The following is a 17188-nucleotide window of genomic DNA, read 5'->3' as shown; positions in this document are numbered from 1 at the left end:
CGGCATGGATATATATGCACGGAGCGACTGTCAGGGCGACATTGCGATCGGTCCGCTCAGGCCGGCGACAGGAACGCCCCGAGCGCAGCGGCGTACGCCGCGACGTCGTCGGCACCCATCACTTCACGTGCGGAATGCATGGCCAACTGGGCCGCACCCACGTCGACCGTCGGGATGCCGGTACGCGCCGACGTCATCGGTCCGATCGTCGATCCGCATGGCAGATCGGCCCGATGCTCGTAACGCTGCAACGGCACACCGGCCTGGGCGCACGCCAACGCGAACGCCGCCGCGGTGCGGCCGTCGGTGGCGTAGCGCAGGTTCGGCTGCACCTTGAGCACCGGTCCGGCGTTGACCTCGATGAGGTGGCCGGGTTCATGGCGCTCGGGGTAGTTGGGGTGCGTCGCGTGGGCCATGTCGCCGGACGCGACCATCGAGCCCGGCAGCCGCCGCAGGAATTCCTCGCGACCGCCGCCCGCGGCCAGCGTGATGCGCTCGAGCACCGTGAGCAGCAGTTCGGACTGGGCGCCATGATCGGACTGCGAGCCGACCTCCTCGTGGTCGAACAGCGCCAAGACGGGCACATGGCCGCGGGGCTCGGCCGCAAGAAACCCCTCCAGGCCGGCGTAACAGGTCGCCTGGTTGTCCAGCCTCGGGGCGCTGAGCAGTTCGTTTCCGGCACCCGCGATCGTCGACGGGGTGAGGTCGTGCGTCATCAGGTCCGCACCGAGCACGTCGGCGAGGTCGACATCGGCGCGATCGGCGACGTAGGCGAGGAAGGACCGGGTCCCACCACCGACGCCCCACACGGCGTTGACGTGACGCTGCGGGTCCAGCGTCACCGCTTTGCGGTCCTCGGCCAGATGGATTGCCAGCTGCGGTACCCGCAGGATCGGCTCATCGATGCGGATCAGCTGGTGCTCGATCGCGTCGCCGTTCCGGGTGGACAGCCGCCCGCTGATGCCGAGGTCGCGGTCCAGCCAAGAGTTGAGCCACGCCCCGCCATAGGGCTGCAGCGCAACGACCTGCCAACCGGATACGAAGCGGTCCGGATGCTGTTTGACGCGCAGATTCGGGCTGTCGGTGTGGCCCCCGACGATGCGAAACGGTGCTGACGGGTCGGCCGCGTGCCAGGCGACCAGGGAGCCGGCCCGCACGGTGAAGAAACGGCCCTCCGACCTGGATTCGCGGCTCGCCGCGGAAGGCCACGCGTCCCGCTCGGACAGCTCGGTGTAGCCCGCGGCACGAAGCCGCTCGGCCGCCGTCTGGCAGACATGGAACGGCGACGGCGACGCGTCGATGAACTCACACAGCCCCTGTGGACTTGCCGACATGGTTCTACATCTTCTCCGATCATCGCCGCCGATCTTGAATTAGGGTCACATGGTGCCCGCACCACTGCCGCAGCCGGTTACGGCGCCGCTGACACCTGCAGCGATCTTCCTGGTGGTGACCATCGACGAGGGCGGCGAGGCGGCCGTCCACGACGGGCTCGGCGATATTTCCGGTCTGGTGCGCGCGGTAGGTTTCCGCGACCCCGACAAGCTCCTGTCGGTGGTGACGTCGATCGGCTCGCATGCCTGGGATCGACTGTTTTCGGGTCCGCGGCCCGCGGAGTTGACGCCTTTCCTCGAGTTGTCCGGACCGCGCCACCATGCGCCGTCGACGCCGGGAGACCTGCTGCTGCACATCAAGGCGATGTCGCTGGATATGTGCTTCGAGTTGGCGGGCCGGATCGTCAAGGCGCTGGGTGCCGTCACCGTCGTCGACGAGACGCACGGATTCCGCTTCTTCGACAACCGTGACCTGCTCGGCTTCGTCGACGGCACTGAGAACCCCGAGGGCCCACTCGCGGTGTCCGCCACGGAGATCGGCGACGAGGATCCCGATTTCGCCGGTGGCTGCTATGTGCATGTGCAGAAGTACGTGCACGACATGTCGTCGTGGGATGCGTTGTCGGTCACCGAACAGGAAATGGTGATCGGACGGAGCAAGCTCGAGGACATCGAGATGGCCGATGACGTCAAGCCTGCGAATTCGCACATCGCGCTGAACGTCATCGAGGACGAGGACGGCAACGAGCTCAAGATCGTGCGGCACAACATGCCGTTCGGAGAGATCGGAAAAGACGAGTACGGAACGTATTTCATCGGCTACTCGCGGACAGCCGCGGTGACCGAGCAGATGCTGTCCAACATGTTCATCGGCGACCCGCCGGGCAACACCGATCACATCCTCGAGTTCTCCACCGCCATCACCGGAGGAAAGTTTTTCACCCCACTCGTCGATTTCCTCAATAGTCCACCGCCACTTCCGGACTCAGAGACAGAGGATCAGCCAGCAGTTACCCCTGCGCCCGTCAGGGACGGCTCGTTGGGCATCGGCAGCCTGAAAGGAATTCGTTGATGAACAATCTCTATCGCGAGCTCGCTCCGATCACCGAAGCCGCTTGGGACGAGATCGAACTGGAGGCGACGCGGACGTTCAAACGGCATATCGCCGGGCGTCGCGTCGTCGACGTGAGCGATCCCAGTGGGCCGGTGACAGCTGCGGTCAGCAGCGGTCACCTGCGTGACGTGCCCCCGCCCGGGGAGGGCGTGGTGGCTCACCTGCGCGAGAGCAAGCCGCTGGTGCGGCTGCGGGTGCCGTTCACGGTGAGCCGCGACGCGATCGACGATGTAGAGCGGGGCTCGCAGGACTCGGATTGGGATCCGGTCAAGGAGGCGGCCAAGAAGTTGGCGTTCGTCGAGGACCGGGCGATCTTCGAGGGCTATGAGGCGGCGTCGATCGAGGGTATTCGGGCCTGCAGCAACAATCCCGCGCTGGCCCTGCCGAGCGATGTTCGTGGAATTCCCGATGTCATCAGCCAAGCGCTGTCCGAGCTGCGGCTGGCCGGCGTCGACGGACCGTATTCGGTGCTGCTGTCGGCCGATGTCTACACCGAGGTGAGCGAGACGACCGAGCACGGCTATCCAATCCGCGATCACCTCAACCGACTCGTGGACGGCGATATCATCTGGGCGCCCGCGATCGATGGGGCGTTCGTATTGTCCACCCGTGGCGGCGATTTCGATCTGCAGCTGGGCACCGATGTGTGCATCGGCTACCTTTCGCACAACGCCGAATCTGTTGAGCTGTATCTGCAGGAGACCATGACGTTCCTCTGCTACACCGCGGAAGCCTCTGTCGCGCTGACGAAGTAGCGCTCCTAGCCTGGTGCCACCAGAGAGAACAGTTGGTCGTTGGTGCGTTGGATCAGCGTCGTGTGAACCTTCCACACTTCTTTCGCTTCGTTCGGCCCGGAACCGGGAATGGTCCATAGGACGTCGCATGTCGCGAGGTCGACGCCATGCATCAGCCCGTCCTCGGCATGCGCTACAACTACTTCGCCGTCAGAGGCGATGTAGTACACACCCAGGCTGTCACCCTCACACGTCTTGCCCTGTTCGCCCGTGTTCAAATCGAACTGCTTCCATACACGGTGGTCCGCGTCGGTGGCGATGTAGAAGCGCGATCCGATCAGGCGAGCGTTGGGCGGAGCAGTCGAACGCGGAAGCTCGAGAAGCTCCTGACCATAGATGGTGAACACTCGATCGTTTGACTTCGATCCGACGATGGGTAGATCGACTGAACGGGTTTCAAGTTTGCCATCTGGTTTCGGTTCACCGAGCTTCTTACCTGTGTTGTCGAAAAGAGCCACTCTCTCCGATGTGTAGTCGTCCGCGGGCGAGTACTCGTATCCGAAGCCTCCGGGATAGACGAATGCTCGCCCCAATTGAACATCCTGCGGCAACATAGGTTTCACGATCTTCCCATCGACGACAGAGAACACCACGTCGGCTTGAGTACCTCCATTTTGGGCTGCGAACGTCGAAGGCGCGGTGTCACGAGGGAACCGATCGAATTGCGATGGCAGTATTCCGTCGCCCGGCACGAACCAGGTCAAGTCGGCACGAGGGCCGACACCGTGCATGCCCGTGCCTTGCGACGCCGCAATTGCGTAGTCGCCGATCTGTTCAAGACGGGGTTGACCTTTCGCGAAGGCTACGCGCAGATCCGTTGGCCCGTCGTAGGTCACCTTGCCCGAGCCTGTATCGACCACCCACGCTGTCGAAGGCACGCTGAGGTCAGGCCCTTGCCGAACGCAGAGAACCATGGGCGGTCCGTTGATGAAGCAGTTGAAATCCGTTGCATCATTTGCCGCTCCGAGTCGCGTCGGACCGAATTCGCGCTCCCCGCTTGTGACATCAATTCCGAGCAGCCACCAGCCCTCGTCGGTAATCCCGAGAAAGACACCTAGCTCGTCGATGTTTCCGATCGGGCGCACGACGGTGCTGGGCGGCAGATCAAGGTCCTCGACGGTGGCTGTCCATCCCGGCACCGGCTGCTGCCGCATCGAGGATCTCAAGAGTGATTGAACTGGCAACTCGGGCGACTCGCGCGTCGTGTCGGTCGTCGGCCCTCCCTGGGTGATGTTGCCCGAACAACCGACCAGTACGAGCAGCGCGACGACCAACAACAATGAACGCCGCTTCAACCTCATGTCGTACCTCGGCATTCCGCTTTGAAACGGCTCTCCGCTCGACCGTCGACGAGTTCGGCGCGAGCCTCGGGATGTTCCCAATAGAACTGCACCAATTCCCGCAGTACTCGACCGCCCGGTGTGTACCAGTCGGATGGCAACGTTCGGGTGTGCCCGTTAGCCGTCATGATGTACGTCGTCCCAGTGGATCGATGCCCATTTCGCGGTCTGTCCGCTATGTCGGTGAGTTCATCCCAGGTGTGACGTTTCGTCGAAACCGCACCACCCACCTCAATGCCTTTCGTCGTCATCCGGAGACGACTCATCCCACGCTGTTTGACGATCTGCCACATGCTCGGCAGACCCACGAGCACCCCGGCGATGCATGCGTACACGTACTGCCGCTGGTTCCCACTTGGCACGGGGATAACGAGCATGCCCTGAGGCGCGAAGATCGCATAGACCAACATCCCAAAAAACACTGCGACGCTGGAGATCGTCAGAAAGCCGTCCACCTTGAAGTCGGGGCGGAAGGTGGTCCCGGCGTCATCGGATGTCGCCCTGGGGATCGTTCTTTTTCCTGCGACGACCAACAACATGACTACGAAACCCCCTGCGAATAAACCGAACCCGAGTGCAACGAGGCCGGAGAGGTACTCAGCGCGGGCGAAATAGATGAAAGCCCATACCAGACTGAACATCCCGAATGGTGCGAACAAGAGGCACAGATAGACCGCGGCGACTCGAAATCTCACGGGCCACACATCACATTGCCGACCAATTTTCCCACGTAACCGAAGACGAAACCGCCCAACGCATTACCGCCCATCGCAGCGATCGGGCCCACTCCAGGTATAGCCCCCACGACGACAGACGTTGCGATGCCGCCGGCGAATCCGACGCCCCCCGACCACGTCGCAACGCACTGCTCATATACCGTGTCCGCCGTATAGACACCGAGAACAGCTTGCGCAACACCCATCGCCGGGCCGCCCCACTTCGCGCCGGCTTTCAGTCCGTCGAGCACGTCGGGACTCAGTCCTTGAATTCCTCTGCCTGCCTTCACCTCAAGTCCCGACAGCGCACCACCGGCCAGCGTCGGAATCGGGTCCTGAAAAAACGAATCGGGCAAAACGGCAGGTTCGCCGTCGGCGGTAATGCAACTACCGGATCGAGTTCCGTCGGCGTTCTGCGAGATGATTATCTGTGTCCCGTCGGCCCACCAGACCTCAGTGAGCTTGCCTCCGTCCTCGCGAGGGGTCGTCGACGTCAGCGACACGGTATTGCCGTTCTTGTCGGTGTGCAGAACCGAGATCGTCCCAGCGGGATAGACCTGTTCACTCGGCAAGCCTTGATCGACATATTCGGTCGCAACGTGTTTACTACCATCGATCATGGTGTAAGTCGTGACCCGGTTCCCATCCTTGTCTGACGTCTCGGTGACGTCGCGAACGCTAGTCGCCACATCCTGCGCTCTCGCGATCTCTTGAAACTGCTTCCCTTCCTCGGTCGACGGATCAAACACATCGTCACCCGGGGGCGGCGGCACGGGACCGGGCGGCCCGTATTCGAGATTCTCGAATACGCCTCCTTCAATCCTCGCCAATAGCAGCTGTTGCGTGGTCCAATCGTCGGCTTCACCGACTGCCAACAAAAGCTCGTTGACATCAGCTTGTGCCGCGGCAGCTTCCCCTTGCAGTTTGGCTGCTCTCTCGGCCGACATGCCCGCTGGGTCGATCATGACGACCCACTGGTCTGTGACGTTGAGGGGTCCGCTGTCGATTTCGTCTGCCTTGGTGAGCAATTCGACTCGGGTCTTGTCGATCCGTGCGAAACCGTCGGCGAGAGCGGTGGCGAACGCATCGGCGTAATCCTTGAAGGCAGATGACCTGACCGTCGCCCGACCGAACATCTGCTGAGCCGCTGTCTGGGCTTCGCCTGCCCAATCTCGCGCCTCGGGCATTCGATCAATGCGATCGTCGAGTCCGACGACAGCGTTGTAGATCGATTCGCTGGCGTTCCTGATCGTCGACGCGCGCGACAGCAGCGACTCCGGGTCCCAGCCCTGCAACCGCGAACGTGATGGCAGCACTGTCAGAACAACTGCTTGAACGTGCCCGCCAGGCTGGCGTCATCCACTTCATAGCGATCGCCTGCACCGCGCACGGCCGAGCCCATGGCACCAATGTCTTTGACGATGTCGTTGGCCGCCAGGCCCAGATGGTGGCCAACCTCGCTGGCCACCCATTGAGTGGAGGATCCAGCCAGCCCATCACCTGCGTTGGTAGCCATCTTGCCGACGTCGAGTGCGCCGATCGCCGCTGCGGCGGCACCCACCTGTGCAGCAAACGCGCGCAAGACTTCTGGATCGACTAACACATTCTCGAAATTAGCACCGGTCTCAGGGCCGTCAGCGCACCAGTTTCAGCGCCGCCCTAGGCGGCGAGCACCTGGTCCAGGGCGGAGTAGAAGAGGCCAAGCCCGTCATCGGACGGGCCGGTCAGCGCCTCGGTGGCGTGTTCTGGATGGGGCATCAGGCCGACGACCCGGCCGTTGGCGGACGCGATACCGGCGATATTGCGCATCGACCCGTTCGGGTTCTCGCGGTACCGGAAGACGACCCGACCTTCACCCTCGAGCTTGTCGAGCACGTCCTCGCTGGCGACGTACCGCCCCTCCCCTGACTTCAGTGGCACGAGTATGTCGGCACCCAATTCGTAGCGTGAGGTCCACGCCGTCGTGTTCGATGCCACCTCGAGCCACAGGTCGCGGCAGACGAAGTGCAGACCGGCGTTGCGCGTCAGCGCACCGGGAAGCAACCCCGCCTCGCACAGGATCTGAAAGCCGTTGCAAATACCCAACACTGGAAGACCTTGCGCCGCCGCGCGCACCACCTCGCCCATGACGGGAGCGAACTTCGCGATCGCGCCGGTCCGCAGATAATCGCCATACGAGAAGCCGCCGGGCACCACTACCGCGTCCACCTTCTTGAGGTCGGCGTCGGCGTGCCAGAGGTCGACGGACTCAGCACCGGCCAACCGGACGGCCCGCGCGGCGTCGACGTCGTCCAGCGTGCCGGGGAAGGTGATCACGCCCACCCTGGCCGTCACGACGGTTCCCTACTCACCGACCAGTCCTCGATCACAGTGTTCGCCAACAGCGACTCGGCGATCTCGGCGAGCGTGTCGTCGTCGATGCTGTCGTCGACTTCGAGCTCAAACCGCTTGCCTTGCCGGACATCTGAGACCGCACCAAAACCGAGACGTCCCAATGCGCCGACGATCGCCTGCCCCTGGGGGTCGAGGATCTCGGCCTTGGGCATCACATGCACTACCACCCTTGCCACGGCGCTCACTCTACCTGCGGGTTCTTCCGGGCCGCTTCACCGGCACGATCCGATGTACGCGTCGCACAGCGGGGCGGCCATCGCGTCGAAAACCTGCGCGTCAGGCACCGCTGGCCAGCGCACGAGCGGCGGCAGTGTCGACCACATGGCCAGTTCGACGACGGTGCTGCTGGACGCGTGGGCGAACAGGTACTGGTGGAGGACCCGCTGACCGGGCACGCTGATGATCGCGGCCAGCCGAAACGGGTCGCTCGTGGTGAACGACGGGGACGTCAGCGGGGCGGTGACCTGGCAGTCCCGCAGCCGGGCCCTGGCCAGGTCGAGGGTTTGCGTGGCCGTCGGCCCGAACTGCGCGGTAGGGCCGCGCCAGTGAACGACCTGCACCCGCAGCTGCCACTGGCCGGGCGGATTGGTCACCGTCGCCTGCGCGGCCACCGCATAGTCCCTGGCATCACCGATCAGCGGCGGCGAGGCGCACATCTCCTCGAACGTGAACCGTGGCGCCGGCGCTCTGACGGCGAGACCCGCGAGGCCGGGCCAGTGATAGACCTCATCGAGCGGCACGGCGGTGGGCGCGATCCACGCCGAATCCGGGATGGAGTCGCAGATCGGCGGGCAGATGCCGGGCACGGCCGAGGCGGTGGCCGGGGCGATGGCCAACCCGCACGTCGCGACGGCCAGCGCCAACAACAATCGCACGTCTGCACTACCCCCTGGAGAATGCCTGCGCGCACAATATAGGAATGCAATTGACGCATTTCGGCCATTCGTGCTTACTCGCCAACTTTCGCGACGATTCGGCGAACGAAACCACGATTCTGTTCGATCCGGGTACGTTCTCGCACGGATTCGAGGGCATCACCGGCCTGTCTGCGATCCTGATCACCCATCAGCATCCCGACCATGCCGACACGTCGCGGTTGCCCGCACTCATCGACGCCAATCCGGACGCCGCGCTGTACGCCGATCCGCAGACGGCTGCACAACTCGGTGGCTCGTGGCAGGCGGTGAACGTCGGCGACGAACTGAGCATCGGACATCTCACGGTTCGCGGCACGGGCGGGCGACACGCGGTGATCCACCCGGAAATCCCTGTTATTGACAACATTTCGTATCTCGTCGGCGATGGCGGTCACGCTGCGCGACTCATGCATCCCGGCGATGCGTTGCACGTTCCCGGTGAGCCGGTGGATGTGCTCGCGACACCGGCCGCCGCACCGTGGATGAAGATCTCCGAGGCGGTCGACTACCTGCGCGCGGTGGCGCCGACGCACGCCGTCCCTATCCATCAGGGCATCGTCGATCCCAGCGCCAGGGGCATCTTCTACGGACGGCTGGAAGAGATGACCGACACCGACTTCCAGGTGCTCGATGAAGAGAACGGCACAGACTTCTGACCAGGCTGGTATTCAGCGGCCATATCGCGGGATTCGGAACCGAAGCCGGTGTCCGGATGGTCGTCGGCGCGTGGGATAGATCTCCATTCGGCGGTTTCGCCGACGTGATGATCGAAACGCAGGACGGCGAACGTGTTTTGCTCGCGCCGACATCTGCTGTCGCCGAGTTCGTCTCGCAGACTTATACTTTCGACCGGATTGAACTGGGAGCCGTCGACGTTCGGTACACCGCCGCAGGTTTCCGCGTCACCGCTCCCGGGCTCACGGTCTCCGCCAGCCTCGGAGGTCCCGCGCCGTTCGACTGGCTACTCCGGTTGGTCCCGCCGCCCCTGACAAGGGCGCCGGCCTGGCTGCACCTCATCAATCCCGTCGCGACGATGCTGGTACCGGGTGTGCGTACCGCGGGTAGCGCCGGCAACGGGCGTCGCGAGTATTACGGGGTCCAACGCACCAGGCTCATCACAGCCGTCGACGGCACATTCGATGGTGAGGACGTCGGCGGCCTCGCGGCGCTGCACCCGCCGGTGCGGTTCGGGTTCTCGTCCGCACCGTCGACACCCCAGTGGGTCTCGGTGACCACCACCATCGACCTGCCCTAACCGACGTCCCTCGCCGCCGCACGGCCCGCCGCACGCCCGGAGAACACGCAGCCGCCGAGGAAGGTGCCCTCCAGCGAGCGGTAACCGTGCACGCCGCCGCCCCCGAATCCGGCTGCCTCGCCCGCCGCATACAAGCCACTGAACGCGGAACCGTCCGACTTCAATACCCTGGAATCGAGGTCGGTTTCCAGGCCGCCCAACGACTTTCGCGTCAGAATGTGCAACTTCACCGCGATCAGCGGGCCGGCCTTGGGGTCGGTGAGCGGATGCGGGGCGACGACGCGACTGATCTTGTCGGAGATGAACGCGCGCGCACCGTGGATCGCGGTGATCTGGCTGTCCTTGGTGAACTTGTTGACGGTTTCGCGGTCGCGGGCGGTGACTTCCTTCTCCACGATGTCGTAGTCGAGCGGCTCCACGTCGGGCACGGTGTTCATCTTGGATACCAACTCCCGCAACGAATCCGCTGTCACGAAGTCGATACCTTTGTCGACGAACGCCTGCACTGGCGGCGGTGCGCCCGGCCTGACGCGGCTCAGCACCTGGCGCACGCTACGCCCGGTCAGATCGGGGTTCTGTTCCTGTCCCGACAGCCCGAACTCCTTCTCGATGATGCGGGCGTTCAGCACGTACCACGTGTAGTCGTGGCCGGTTTGGGCGATGTACTCCAGCGTGCCGAGAGTGTCGAAGCCGGGGAACAACGGCGGCGGCAGACGCTTGCCGGTGGCATCGAGCCACAGCGATGACGGGCCGGGAATTATGCGGATACCGTGCAGCGGCCAGATCGGGTCGTAGTTGGTGATGCCTTCGGTGTAGTGCCACATCCTGTCGCTGTTGATCACCCGCGCCCCAGCCGTCTCGCTGATGCCGATCATCCTGCCGTCGACATGCGCGGGCACACCGCTCAACAACTGTTCGGGCACCCGCCCCATCCGCTTGGGCCAGTTCTGGCGGACGAGGTCGTGGTTGCCGCCGATGCCGCCGCTGGCGACGATGACTGCCTGTGCCCGCAACTCGAAGTCGCCGACTGTGTTTCGGGACGACGCCTCACCACGGGCCGCGTTCGACGGCTCCAGCACCGCGCCGCGCACACCGACGACGGCGCCGTCCTCGACGATGAGTTCGTCGACTCGACGGCGATGCGCGAAAGTCACATTCGGGTTGTCCTGCAGGCGGCGCGCGAATACCTCCACGATCGCCGGGCCGGTCCCCCACGTGATGTGGAATCTCGGCACCGAATTGCCGTGTCCGCGAGCGTCGTAGCCACCGCGCTCGGCCCATCCCACCACGGGGAAAGTCTTCAAGCCGCGCTCGCGCAACCAGCCGCGCTTCTCACCGGCGGCGAAGTCGACATAGGCGTGCGCCCACTGCCGCGGCCAGTGGTCTTCGGGCCGGTCGAATCCCGCCGCGCCGAGCCAGTCCTGTAGCGCCAGGTCAAAGCTGTCGCGGATGCCGAGCCTGCGCTGCTCGGGACTGTCGACGAAGAACAGCCCGCCGAACGACCAGTACGCCTGACCACCGACGTTGTCGGCGTTCTCCTGATCGACGATCACGACCCGCCGGCCAGCCTCGACGAGCTCACACGCGGCGACCAGACCAGCAAGACCCGCACCCACGACAATGACATCAGCGTCCGCCATGACGCCACGTTAGCGGGAGACGGCTATGCGGCGTCTGTCAATGCGCTGTACGGCGTCCACTCGTAGACGCCCGGCGTGCACTGGTGCATGAGGGCGAGGTCGACGGCATCGAGCATCGCCTGGCGTGGTCCGGGCCTGCGCAGGTGACGGGCCGCGACGGCAACCCGCACGATGCCGTCGCGCCGGGCCGTGCGCTCGGCGGACAGCACAAGCGTGCGGCACCACCACGGTTCACTGAGAAAGCCTTCACCGATGCCGAGCACCCGGGCGCGCACCGTCGTGTGACGAACCAGATCCGTGATCTCGTTGAGTGCCGCAAGCATCCGAAAGCCGTTGCGCGGTAGCGCAGTCACCGTTCCCGGCGACACCGTCCAGCCGGGCGCGGCGAACAGGCGCGTGCGCAGTCCGACGTGTTCCATCACCCGGTCGGCGGCCATCAGTCGCAGGTTCGCCTCGTGCGCGGGCAGGGTTGCGAACTCGCCACGTCGCTTCTTGGTGCTCGCTTCGTCGAACCCGTGCAGCACGATGGCGTCACCCGCGTCCCGCCTGGCGCTCAGCCACCTGATGGTGGGGGCGTCCTCGTCGAGCCGGTAACCACCCTTGATTCGCGGGGCCACCAGAAACGACACCGGTACGTTCCGTGCATCGAGCTGACCGCAGAAGGCTTCGACCTCGGGCATTGTGCGGTCGCTGATCCCGGAAACCGAGACGATCAGTTGTCCAGCCACGCGCTCATTGTGGCAACTTCAGGTGTCCCAACGGTTTCTGACACCCTGCGTGAAGTTGTCCATCCGGTGCGACTACCGGGGCAGCACCTCTTCGATGGCCGCGATGACCTCCGGCGCGTCCGGCTCGGTGCGGGGCCTGATCCTCTTGACGACGGCACCGCCCGGCGCGAGCAGGAACTTCTCGAAGTTCCACTGGATGTCGCCCGCTTCACCTGCATCGTCGGGCGTCTTGGTCAGCTCGGCGAACAGGGGGTGCCGGCCGTCGCCGTTGACGTCGGTCTTCTCCAGCAGCGGGAACGTCACGCCGTAGGTGGTCGAGCAGAACTCCGAGATCTCCTCGGCCGTTCCGGGCTCCTGACCCATGAACTGATTGCACGGCACACCGATCACGGTGAGCCCACGGTCGCGATAGTCCTTGGCCAGCCTCTCCAGGGCTGTGTACTGCGGCGTGAGGCCACATTTCGAGGCGACATTGACCACGAGCACTGCGCCGTCGGCGAGTTGGCCCAGCGTGGTCGATTGGCCGTCGATCGTGGTCAGTGCGATGTCGGTGAGCGATGTCATGCTTGGAAACGCTACTCGCTCCCGAAAAGCATCCCCGCGACTCGGTGCACCGTCTCCATCGGATCAGCTTTGTCATCAAGGGTGGAGTCGATCGCTTTGTTCAGCCACAGCAACGAAAAACCATGCACCAGAGACCATGCCGCCAACGCAGCCGCCTGCGGGTCCTTGTCAGCACGCGCATCGTCGAGAGTGCCGACACCGCGGGCGAGTTCGGTGCCGGCTGCGTCCTGTGCCGCGATCAGCTCCTGGTTCTCGGGGTCGACGAGTGAACGATCGAACATCACCGCGTAATGCCCGGGGTGGTCAAGGGCGAACCGGACGTATGCCCGTGCAGCATCGATGAACTCGGGCCGGGCGCCGTCGAGAGCGGCTGCCAGCTTGCGCCAGCCTTCGGCGGCCAACGCGGTGAACAGCCCGCGACGATCGGTGAAATGATGCGCCGGTGCGGCGTGGGAAACTCCGGCGGCGCGGGCCAATTCCCGAAGTGAGATCCCATCCGCTCCCCGCTCGGCCACCAGGTCGGCGGCCTCGGCGAGGATGACGGCCTTCAGGTCGCCATGGTGATAGGAATCCCTGCGCATGCCGAGATCATACCGCCGATCTTGACAATGCCTAGATATCTGCTAGCGGTCGAGCAGCTCTTCTTCGTACGCACCACCGTCGTGGTTGGCCTTGGCCGCGTCGAGCAGCCATGCGTACTGGAACGCCGCTTCCTTCCACCGCTCGTAGCGTCCGCTGATGCCACCGTGGCCCGCGTTCATCTCGGTCTTGAGCAGCACCGCGGGTGCACCCTCGGGCTGGGTATGCCGCAGGGCCGCCACCCATTTCGCCGGTTCGACGTACAACACCCGGGTGTCGTTCAACGACGTCATGGCGAGAATGGGTGGATAGCGCTTGGCGGCCTCGATGTTCTCGTATGGCGAGTAGGACTTCATGTAGTCGTATACGTCGTTGTCCTGCAACGGGTTGCCCCATTCGTCCCACTCGGTGACAGTCAGCGGAAGCGACGGATCGAGGATCGTCGTCAGCGGGTCGACGAACGGCACCAGGGCGAGCACTCCCGCGAACAGCTCAGGGGCCATGTTGGCGACGGCCCCGACCAGCAGACCGCCCGCACTTCCGCCGTAGGCGACCATGGTGTCGGCCCGGGTGATGTCGGTTTCGACGAGATGCTGTCCGACGGTGATGAAGTCGGTGAACGTGTTCTTCTTCTCGAGCAGTTTGCCGTGTTCGTACCAGGGACGGCCGAGCTCACCGCCGCCGCGGACGTGGGCGACCGCGAACACCATTCCGCGGTCCAGCAACGAAAGGCGGGCGATGGAGAACCGCGGGTCCTCGCACGACTCGTAGGCCCCGTAGCCGTACAGCAGTGTGGGCGCCGGGTACTGCAGCCCGATGCGGTGGACGATCGAGATGGGCACCCGAGCGCCGTCGGGAGCGACAGCCCAGTCGCGACGTTCCACGTAGTCCTCGGGCCGGTAGTCGCCGAGCACCGGTTGCTCGCGCAGCAGTGTGCGCTCGCCCGACGCCAGGTCGATGTCGTAGATCCGCACCGGGATGACGAACGACGTCGCGCCGATCCGCAGCTTGGGTGAACTCCAGTTGGGGTTTCCGCCCAGACCCGCTGACATCAGCTCCGATTCGAAGGTGAGTTCCTCGGGGTGGCCGTAGGTGCCGTTGGCGTAGATCGGCCAGAGCTGGATTTTCGGCAGCGCCTCGGCACGGTAGCCGACGACCAGATGCCCCTCGAACGCGTCAACCGAGTCGAGGCGGACGTCCTCGCGGTGCTCGATCAGCGTGCGGAACGTCGTCGGGTCCGCCACCGGCGCCTCGACGAGCGTGAAGTTCTCCGCACCGTCGTTGTGCAGGATCAGGAAGCGGTCCTCACCGCCGACGATGGCGTGCTCCACCGAATACTCGACGAGTTCGCGGCGCGGCCACACCTGAGCGAACTCCGTCTGCGGGTCGGCGGCGTCACCGTAACGGACCTCGGTCGTGACGGCGCTGCCCGCGGCGATCATCACGTACTTGTCGCTGCGCGTACGCCCGACCCCGAGCCAGAATTTCTCGTCGGGTTCGTGGTACACCTGCTCGGCGGGCAGACCGGATCCGATTCGGTGTCGCCATACGGTGTCCGGACGCCAGGCGTCGTCGACCGTCGTGTAGTACACCGTGCGGTTGTCGGCGGCCCACGTCACGCCTGCGCCGATGCCGACGATCTCGTCGTCGTACATCGAATCGGTGCGCAAGTCCTTGAACCGCAACGTGTATCGCTCGTCGCCCTTGGTGTCGATCGAGAACGCGAGGACGTTTCCGTCAAGGCTTACCCCGGCCGCGCCCAGCGCGAAGAACTCGTGCCCGTCGGCTAGGACGTTCTCGTCGATCAGCACCTGTTCGCCCGGAATCTCGGTGTGCTCGTCGAGTTCCGGGGGCACCCAGTCGTCGAAAGCACCGATGGGGCAACGGCAGTGCACGTTGTACTGCTTGCCCTCGAAGCTACGGCCGTAATACCACCAGTCGCCGCGCCGAGTCGGTACCGAGAGGTCGGTCTCCTTGGTACGGGCTTTGATTTCGTCGAAGATCTTCTGCCGCAGGTCCGTGAGGCCCTCGGTGGCCTTGTCGGTGAAGTCGTTCTCCGCCTTGAGGTAGTCGATCACCTCAGCGTTGGACTTGTCCCGCATCCACTCGTAGGGGTCGACGAACACGTCGCCGTGATATTCACGCCGATGGTCAACGCGCTTCGCGATTGGTGGCCTCACGATTGTGGCCCTATCCAGGAGGAGAACTTCAGGCCCGAGATACGTTCGTAGGCTTCGATATAACGCGCACGGGTCGCATCGACGATGTCGGCGGGCAGGGGCGGTGGCGGTTTGTCCCCGTGGCGATCCCAGCCGGAGTCCGGGCCGATCAACCAATTGCGCACGAACTGCTTGTCGAAGCTGTTCTGTACGACGCCTTCGGAGTACTCGTCAGCGCGCCAGTAGCGTGATGAGTCGGGCGTGAAGATCTCGTCGGCCAGCCGCAGGTTGCCGTCCTTGTCGACACCGAACTCGAACTTGGTGTCGGCGACGATGATGCCCTTGGTCAATGCATGGTCGGCACCCTGGATGTAGGTCTGCAGTGTGCGCTCGCGCAATTGGTTGGCCCGTACCGCGCCGACCATCTCGATGACATCGTTGAACGAGATGTTCTCGTCGTGGGCGCCGAGTTCGGCTTTGGTCGCCGGGGTGAACAGCGGCTCGATGAACCGGCTCGCCTCCACGAGACCCGACGGCAGCGGGATGCCGCAGACCGAGCCGGTCTTCTCGTAGTCGATGAGCCCGGAGCCGGTCAGATAGCCGCGGGCCACCGCTTCGACCGGCAGCATCTCGAGTTCTTCGACGACGAGTGCGCGGCCGAGGACGTCCTCAGGGATGCGCTCGTCGTCGGGCGGGCCTGCCAGATGGTTGGGTGCCTCGACGAGGTCGAAGAAGAACACGCTCATGGCGGTCAGGATGCGGCCCTTGTCGGGAATCGCGCTGTCAAGGATGTAGTCGAAGGCCGAGATGCGATCGGTGGCGACAAACAGCAGGTGCCCGTCGTCGATCCGATACAACTCGCGTACCTTGCCGCTGGCCAGATGCTGGTAGTCGGACAGAGCGGGGCGCATCGGGTCAGCCTATCGGGCAGCATCTGGATCATGAGTTCGCGGTTTCTTCCCTATGCCACCACGCCGACCCGGCTGCTGGCGCAATTGATCAGCGACATCGTCGTGATCGCCTGGACGACGATCTGGGTGCTGGTCGGAATGGCCGTCCATGCCGCCATATCGACCATCGCCGAAGTGGGCAGGCAGGTGCAGGATGGCGCCAACGGTGTCGCCGACAACCTCAGCTCGGCCGGCGACAACACAGACGACTTTCCGCTCATCGGAGACTCGCTGGCCAAACCGTTGCGAGCAGCCAGCGAGGCCGCCCTGGACATCGCAGGCGCTGGCCAGAGCCTCGACACCACGGCGTCGTGGCTGGCGTGGGTGCTGGCGTTGGCCGTGGCGGCGCCGCCGATTCTGTTCGTCGCGATGCCGTGGCTGTTCCTGCGTATCCGGTTCTTCCGTCGCAAGTGGATTGCGATCACGCTGGCGCGAACTCCGGCGGGTGAGCAGCTGTTGGCGATGCGGGCGCTGGCCAATCGGCCGTTGAACAAGCTGCTGGCGGTCGACGACGATCCCGTGGGGGCGTGGCGCAACTACGATCCCGTCGCGATCCGCGGTCTCGCGGCATTGGAATTGCGGGCTGCCGGCGTCCGACGCGTCCGCCAATAGGCGATTTGTGGAGTTTTAGCCGCGCTCACCGCGGCTGCGGCTCCACAAATCACGGGGAAGGGAACCGGCGACGGGGTGGCGGCCGTCAATAG

At 64.5% G+C, this 17188-nt stretch carries 19 protein-coding genes; 5 read left to right on the top strand and 14 right to left on the bottom strand.

Features of this window, described 5'->3' with window-relative positions; translation table 11 throughout:
* Positions 1-56: 56 nt before the first annotated feature.
* The gene (locus tag ACIA48_RS21780; RefSeq protein ID WP_396736195.1) at positions 57-1334 is read right to left on the bottom strand and encodes a M18 family aminopeptidase; all 1278 of its coding nucleotides are present in this window, start codon (positions 1332-1334) and stop codon (positions 57-59) included.
* Positions 1335-1386: 52 nt separating this feature from the next.
* Between ACIA48_RS21780 and ACIA48_RS21775 the strand changes: the two genes are divergently transcribed.
* Positions 1387-2406 (top strand): Dyp-type peroxidase, encoded by a 1020-nt coding sequence (locus ACIA48_RS21775; RefSeq protein WP_396736192.1) that lies wholly within the window; start codon positions 1387-1389, stop codon positions 2404-2406.
* Positions 2406-3203, top strand: coding sequence for a family 1 encapsulin nanocompartment shell protein (locus tag ACIA48_RS21770; RefSeq protein WP_396736189.1), 798 nt, complete (start codon positions 2406-2408; stop codon positions 3201-3203). The genes ACIA48_RS21775 and ACIA48_RS21770 overlap by 1 nt, the downstream gene beginning before the upstream one ends.
* 5 nt (positions 3204-3208) lie before the next feature.
* Here ACIA48_RS21770 and ACIA48_RS21765 read toward each other — a convergent pair whose 3' ends face one another.
* Genes ACIA48_RS21765 through ACIA48_RS21735 form a run of 7 tightly spaced genes read right to left on the bottom strand, consistent with a single transcriptional unit; the run spans position 3209 to position 8567 of the window.
* Positions 3209-4519, bottom strand: coding sequence for a hypothetical protein (locus ACIA48_RS21765; RefSeq protein ID WP_396736186.1), 1311 nt, complete (start codon positions 4517-4519; stop codon positions 3209-3211).
* 20 nt (positions 4520-4539) lie between these two features.
* Positions 4540-5277 carry a hypothetical protein gene (locus tag ACIA48_RS21760; RefSeq protein ID WP_396736184.1) on the bottom strand — a complete coding sequence of 246 codons (738 nt, stop codon included), beginning with the start codon at positions 5275-5277 and terminating at the stop codon, positions 4540-4542.
* Positions 5274-6614, bottom strand: a complete 1341-nt coding sequence (locus ACIA48_RS21755; protein ID WP_396736182.1) for a hypothetical protein — start codon at positions 6612-6614, stop codon at positions 5274-5276. The genes ACIA48_RS21760 and ACIA48_RS21755 overlap by 4 nt, the downstream gene beginning before the upstream one ends.
* 2 nt (positions 6615-6616) lie before the next feature.
* Positions 6617-6901, bottom strand: coding sequence for a hypothetical protein (locus tag ACIA48_RS21750; protein WP_396736179.1), 285 nt, complete (start codon positions 6899-6901; stop codon positions 6617-6619).
* 56 nt (positions 6902-6957) lie between these two features.
* Positions 6958-7632, bottom strand: coding sequence for a phosphoribosylformylglycinamidine synthase subunit PurQ (gene purQ, locus ACIA48_RS21745; RefSeq protein ID WP_396736177.1), 675 nt, complete (start codon positions 7630-7632; stop codon positions 6958-6960).
* Positions 7629-7868: a phosphoribosylformylglycinamidine synthase subunit PurS gene (gene purS, locus ACIA48_RS21740; protein ID WP_014210905.1), complete on the bottom strand. Its 240-nt coding sequence runs from the start codon at positions 7866-7868 to the stop codon at positions 7629-7631. The genes purQ and purS overlap by 4 nt, the downstream gene beginning before the upstream one ends.
* A 36-nt stretch (positions 7869-7904) precedes the next feature.
* Entirely contained in the window at positions 7905-8567 is a 663-nt protein-coding gene (locus ACIA48_RS21735; RefSeq protein ID WP_396736174.1) for an ATPase, read from the bottom strand.
* 44 nt (positions 8568-8611) lie between these two features.
* On the opposite strand from ACIA48_RS21735, the gene ACIA48_RS21730 reads away from it, so the two are divergent.
* Both ACIA48_RS21730 and ACIA48_RS21725 read left to right on the top strand, forming a co-directional pair.
* Positions 8612-9265, top strand: coding sequence for an MBL fold metallo-hydrolase (locus ACIA48_RS21730; protein ID WP_396736171.1), 654 nt, complete (start codon positions 8612-8614; stop codon positions 9263-9265).
* Positions 9266-9321: 56 nt separating this feature from the next.
* Positions 9322-9864, top strand: a complete 543-nt coding sequence (locus ACIA48_RS21725; protein ID WP_396736169.1) for a hypothetical protein — start codon at positions 9322-9324, stop codon at positions 9862-9864.
* Here ACIA48_RS21725 and ACIA48_RS21720 read toward each other — a convergent pair.
* The 6 genes from ACIA48_RS21720 to ACIA48_RS21695 form a co-directional block, all read right to left on the bottom strand.
* Positions 9861-11504 carry an FAD-binding dehydrogenase gene (locus ACIA48_RS21720; protein ID WP_396736166.1) on the bottom strand — a complete coding sequence of 548 codons (1644 nt, stop codon included), beginning with the start codon at positions 11502-11504 and terminating at the stop codon, positions 9861-9863. The genes ACIA48_RS21725 and ACIA48_RS21720 overlap by 4 nt on opposite strands.
* Before the next feature lie 23 nt (positions 11505-11527).
* Positions 11528-12232, bottom strand: coding sequence for a DUF2334 domain-containing protein (locus ACIA48_RS21715; protein ID WP_396736163.1), 705 nt, complete (start codon positions 12230-12232; stop codon positions 11528-11530).
* Positions 12233-12304: 72 nt separating this feature from the next.
* A complete protein-coding gene (locus tag ACIA48_RS21710) occupies positions 12305-12796 on the bottom strand; it encodes a glutathione peroxidase (protein ID WP_396736161.1) in 492 nt (163 codons plus the stop codon).
* An 11-nt stretch (positions 12797-12807) separates the two neighbouring features.
* Positions 12808-13377, bottom strand: a complete 570-nt coding sequence (locus ACIA48_RS21705) for a TetR/AcrR family transcriptional regulator (protein WP_396736158.1) — start codon at positions 13375-13377, stop codon at positions 12808-12810.
* Positions 13378-13419: 42 nt separating this feature from the next.
* Positions 13420-15555, bottom strand: coding sequence for a S9 family peptidase (locus tag ACIA48_RS21700; RefSeq protein ID WP_396736155.1), 2136 nt, complete (start codon positions 15553-15555; stop codon positions 13420-13422).
* Entirely contained in the window at positions 15552-16445 is an 894-nt protein-coding gene (locus tag ACIA48_RS21695) for a phosphoribosylaminoimidazolesuccinocarboxamide synthase (protein ID WP_396736152.1), read from the bottom strand. The genes ACIA48_RS21700 and ACIA48_RS21695 overlap by 4 nt, the downstream gene beginning before the upstream one ends.
* 30 nt (positions 16446-16475) lie before the next feature.
* On the opposite strand from ACIA48_RS21695, the gene ACIA48_RS21690 reads away from it, so the two are divergent.
* Positions 16476-17096, top strand: a complete 621-nt coding sequence (locus tag ACIA48_RS21690) for a hypothetical protein (RefSeq protein ID WP_396736149.1) — start codon at positions 16476-16478, stop codon at positions 17094-17096.
* Positions 17097-17188: the final 92 nt, after the last annotated feature.

The sequence above is a fragment of the Mycobacterium sp. NPDC051804 genome (genome assembly GCF_044452905.1).
In the GTDB taxonomy this organism is placed as follows: Bacteria; Actinomycetota; Actinomycetes; order Mycobacteriales; family Mycobacteriaceae; genus Mycobacterium.
Note: the sequence above shows the minus strand (reverse complement) of the source record. Positions and strands in the feature narration are given on the sequence as shown.